Consider the following 2,542-nt stretch of genomic DNA (forward strand, 5'->3'; position numbering starts at 1 on the left):
CTTCTCATCGTTTTCGGATTTTAAGGGTTAAAAATATTAACTTAACCGATGGTCCGAAATCTGGGGAGTATTACGTATAGCTCTAGCGATTGCACATTTTGTTCTACGTTCTTTGATAATTTTCTTCCTATATACGTGTGCATCTCTAGTAATTTTAAGTTGAACTAAAGGGATTTATCACAGCAGGTTACCATTTATCAATTCGCCTTTTATGTAAAAAGAATAAGCTCGATGAGGTTGAGGGGTGGATGGGGTGATTAAAGACTGTAGCCTCAGGACCACTTTAATTAAAGAGTTTTTATCCTTCGGATCCACTGTTTGAATTCAGGTGGAAAAGGAGTCCAAAAGAAACGTTAGCGACTGCTGAGTGTCGATAACTGATTACTCCGCGAAACCAACCTTGCCCGAGAGTCAATGTGGCACCACCTCCCATGCTAGATGAACTGCCATCGTAGTCGGAGAAATTTGAAAGCGTTCGCTCTTCATCTGTTACACCGGAGCTTGTATTTACAATACTGACCTGCATATCTCCATCCGATGTGGTTTCGTAATTGTTCTGGACATAATCGCCAAAGATGGCAAGCTCGATGAATCCATATGAGCGAGAGAGTTCGAGCCGCGAACCGATGGTAGAGATCGATGTGCTGAATTCTAGATCTGCGCCGGAGGCTTGAAGCTCGTAGTCGTTGGACAATTCAACTACGGTAGGGACTATGGCCGATGAAGTTCCCGACATGGAGTACGCATTATAGCCCACTGAAATACTGGCGTGGATGTTTCTCGAGGAGAAAAAATCGATCCACGATCCAAAATCGTGTTTCAAGTGAGCCCCAAAGGCATAGTCACTTTCAATGCTAAGGCCATCGAACTGGTCTCCTAAAGAACTGAATAGCATTGGCGTGAAGTTCACGTAGATAGAGGTGTTCGCACCAACTCCGTAACCAATTCCAATAGTACCCGCGGGAGTCGCCCCTCTATCCACCCCAAGTCCGGCGGGAAGGCCCACAGACAAACGAACTTTATCGCCCGTTCCCGGGTCAACAAGGTCACCACCGGTATCGGGGTCGATGAACTGATAGATCAGTTCCGAGCCTTCAACATCATTGAAAACCGTTGGAATTCCAGTAGTAAAGGAGTAATTCCCAATAGAATTGACGCCCAATTCTGTAGGCCGTGAAATATCGTCAGACCCTAAATAGTCGGCGCCGCCAACAAGAATTATAGAGAATTCATTGCGATTAAGGCATTTCATGCCGGATTGAACGGTATATAAGAAAGAGGTTCCAATATTCTCGTTTAAATCGCGCTGATACTCTGCCGCGAATTGGCTGGAAAGTAGGGGAATATCCTCCGCTTGATCCAAAACGAATGCATAATCTTGTGCATATAACGCCGAAGTGGTCAAAACAGCAAAACAAGCTAAAAACCGGCTCATAGAATAGACTAATCGAAATGACTTCATTATAGCTAAGTTGGGTTTGACTATGGAATATACCATTTTCCTCGCTTAGTTACTCATCACTCGTCTTCTTCTGAACGAACACGAGAACTAGAACAGTGCCAAACATAATAAGGCTGTAGATTGCCGAAGGAATGGTCATCTGCGAGTTTCCAATGAGAGTGGCGGCGATGGTGATACCGAGGGTTCCGTTTTGGATTCCGGTTTCAATGGAAATGGTACGGCTTTGTTTAGAGTTCAAGCTAAAGAGCTTCGCCGAGAAGAATCCAAGACTCAACATGGCGACGTTGAGGGCTAGCGCGGCTGGACCCGCCTGTGCGAAGAAATCGATGATGTTCTCTTTTTCCTTCAGGATCGCAGCTACGATAATGAGGAACAGGAAAACGGCCGACATGATCTTCACTGGCTTTTCCATGCGTCCGCAAAAACCGGGTTTATATCGGTGCAGAATCATTCCGATCGACACCGGTACCACGGTAATGACAATAACGCTGATCACCGTTTTGGTGACATCGAGCTGCATTTCGGCCCCATTGGGCATAAAGTGGACAATGGCCCAGTTCGTGATAAGCGGAATGGAAATCACGGTAACGAGTGATGAGATCGCTGTAAGGGTAATAGACAACGCTACATCGCCCTTGGCGAGGTGAGAGATCAAATTCGACGTAGCGCCTCCCGGACAAGCGGCTAGGATCATGAGTCCCACCGCGAGCTCGGCCTGGAGACCGAAGATCCAAATCGCGCCGTAGGCGATGATCGGCAATAAAAGTAGCTGGTTCACGAGTCCAAGCGCCACCGCTTTCGGATACACGACCACGCGTTTGAAGTCGTTGAGGGTGAGGGTCATGCCCATGCCGAGCATGATGACGCCCAGGGCCAAGGGCAGGAAAACGGCGGTCAAAACATTGGATTCCATGAGGGTTTGGGGTTAGGATTGATGACCCAAAAGTGGCCAAAAAACTTCTGAATTGATAATTGAATTGCGCCGGGCACTACCCAAATTATCACACCCGTCCAAAATAAATTTTTCTGAGGCATAAAAAAGGAGCGCTGCCCAAAGGGCTGTATTTTGTAGGTATCAAA

The 2,542-nt window shown here is 46.7% G+C and carries 3 protein-coding genes; all 3 read right to left on the reverse strand.

Annotated features, from left to right (window positions below; all coding sequences use genetic code 11):
* Positions 1-298: 298 nt before the first annotated feature.
* The gene (locus tag J4F31_12345; GenBank protein MCE2497342.1) at positions 299-1,435 is read right to left on the reverse strand and encodes a hypothetical protein; all 1,137 of its coding nucleotides are present in this window, start codon (positions 1,433-1,435) and stop codon (positions 299-301) included.
* A gap of 76 nt (positions 1,436-1,511) precedes the next feature.
* Positions 1,512-2,375, reverse strand: coding sequence for a bile acid:sodium symporter family protein (locus J4F31_12350; protein ID MCE2497343.1), 864 nt, complete (start codon positions 2,373-2,375; stop codon positions 1,512-1,514).
* The coding region (locus J4F31_12355; protein MCE2497344.1) for a hypothetical protein at positions 2,357-2,542 on the reverse strand (186 nt) is incomplete at its 5' end. The genes J4F31_12350 and J4F31_12355, both read right to left, overlap by 19 nt.

This window comes from Flavobacteriales bacterium (assembly GCA_021296215.1).
GTDB lineage: Bacteria > Bacteroidota > Bacteroidia > Flavobacteriales > ECT2AJA-044 > ECT2AJA-044.